The sequence below is a fragment of the Bacillus sp. GMs2/2 genome, assembly GCF_050172095.1.
Taxonomy (GTDB): Bacteria; Bacillota; Bacilli; order Bacillales; family Bacillaceae_G; genus Bacillus_A; species Bacillus_A cereus.
The window spans coordinates 1-1383 of the sequence record NZ_JBNLYE010000670.1 but is presented as its reverse complement, the minus strand read 5'-3'; the positions used below and the strand labels follow the sequence as shown (position 1 = coordinate 1383).

Here is a 1383-nt window from a genome sequence, read left to right as displayed (position 1 = left end):
AACTAACTTTGCTATAATTAAAATGTAAATCCAATATATGGAGGGCCACTATGGAAGAAAAAGAGATCCAACCATCGATTCAAATGAAAAATAGTAGCGTCATTATCGTGAAAAACTCAGCTAGTATTATATTCGGTTTATTTTTCATTCTGCTATTCTTTTCCAAACCGTTTCGTAAATCAAAATGTCCAGAATGTAAAGAACGTGAGAAGAAAAAATCAGGGCAAGAACAATAAAAGGCCTTCCTTTATGGAATGCCTTTTTACATTCGTAGTATCATTTTATTTATTCTTCTTCACCCTAAAAAAACAACTATATTTTCTTCTAAGGTTCTCTACATCTTTTTTGATTTGTAATATGATCCTTATATAAAACATGAGAAAGAGTATTTGTACTTGTTACCCGCTTTTAATTTTTATTAAAAAATTCAAATTTGTACATCTTTATCCATCACTAACAATTCGTTAATTAGTTAACTTTGCAATATAAGTTTTGTATATAATGTCATTCAAAAACACAATATATATAAGTAGCTATTTATAATTACATTGCTTTTTATCGAATTCTAAAAAGGAGTTGTATACTATGGATAAAGAAAATCCATTAAATCAGCAGGTTAATAGCATTCCCTCAGATGCTCTGAATACCCCTAGTAAGGAACAAGAACAACTGTTAGAAACATCATCTCAAAACGTACAAAATTCCAACAACAACGCTAACAAAAAAGATGTTACTCAAGGTCTATCTGGAAAAGATTTCCCCATTTCAACAGAGAATACAAATTTATAGTTATTTACTATCATACGCAGCAAATGCTCTTGCTGAACTAATTCTTCTACAGAAACTAATACGTATTCCAGATAATTTTTTACCAGTTGTAACATCGAAAAAGAGATTTAGATATAAAAACAGGCTCTAAAAAAACTTTCTCCACAACAAAAAAAGGATGGCATTAGCCATCCTTTTTTCCATCATCAACTATAAAATTATAGTTTGATTACGTTTTTAGCTTGAGGTCCACGGTTACCGTCTTCGATTTCGAAGCTAACTTTTTGACCTTCTTCTAAAGATTTGAAACCGTCAGTTTCGATTGCTGAGAAGTGTACGAATACGTCGTTTTCGCCTGGAACTTCGATGAAACCGAAACCTTTTTCGTTGTTAAACCATTTTACTTGTCCTGTTACTGCCATAATTATTTCCTCCTAAGAAAATACAAATTTTAAATTTTTTAGTCTTCCTGTCTAAAAAAAGAATCCACACATTATCAAATACGAAACATAAACTAGTTCTCACATACTTTTTCTCGTTCGTTTTCAGCACTTGATAACATATGGATTGCTTAATTTAACTATTCAACTGACATCATCATAGCACATTAAAATA

At 30.6% G+C, this 1383-nt stretch carries 3 protein-coding genes; 2 read left to right on the top strand and 1 reads right to left on the bottom strand.

Annotated features, from left to right (window positions below):
- Positions 1-50 precede the first annotated feature (50 nt).
- Complete coding sequence (locus tag ACQGS6_RS28510; RefSeq protein ID WP_025967005.1) at positions 51-236, top strand: hypothetical protein; 186 nt, start codon at positions 51-53, stop codon at positions 234-236.
- A 349-nt stretch (positions 237-585) separates the two neighbouring features.
- Positions 586-789 (top strand): hypothetical protein, encoded by a 204-nt coding sequence (locus ACQGS6_RS28505; protein ID WP_000356922.1) that lies wholly within the window; start codon positions 586-588, stop codon positions 787-789.
- A gap of 197 nt (positions 790-986) precedes the next feature.
- Here the strand turns inward: ACQGS6_RS28505 and cspA are convergent, their stop codons facing one another.
- Positions 987-1190, bottom strand: coding sequence for an RNA chaperone/antiterminator CspA (gene cspA / locus ACQGS6_RS28500; RefSeq protein ID WP_000301518.1), 204 nt, complete (start codon positions 1188-1190; stop codon positions 987-989).
- Positions 1191-1383: the final 193 nt, after the last annotated feature.

Coding starts and splice junctions, on each gene's coding strand:
- ACQGS6_RS28510 (WP_025967005.1), top strand. CDS start 51: ATGGAAGAAAAAGAGATCCAACCATCGATTCAAATGAAAAATAGTAGC.
- ACQGS6_RS28505 (WP_000356922.1), top strand. CDS start 586: ATGGATAAAGAAAATCCATTAAATCAGCAGGTTAATAGCATTCCCTCA.
- cspA (WP_000301518.1), bottom strand. CDS start 1,190: ATGGCAGTAACAGGACAAGTAAAATGGTTTAACAACGAAAAAGGTTTC.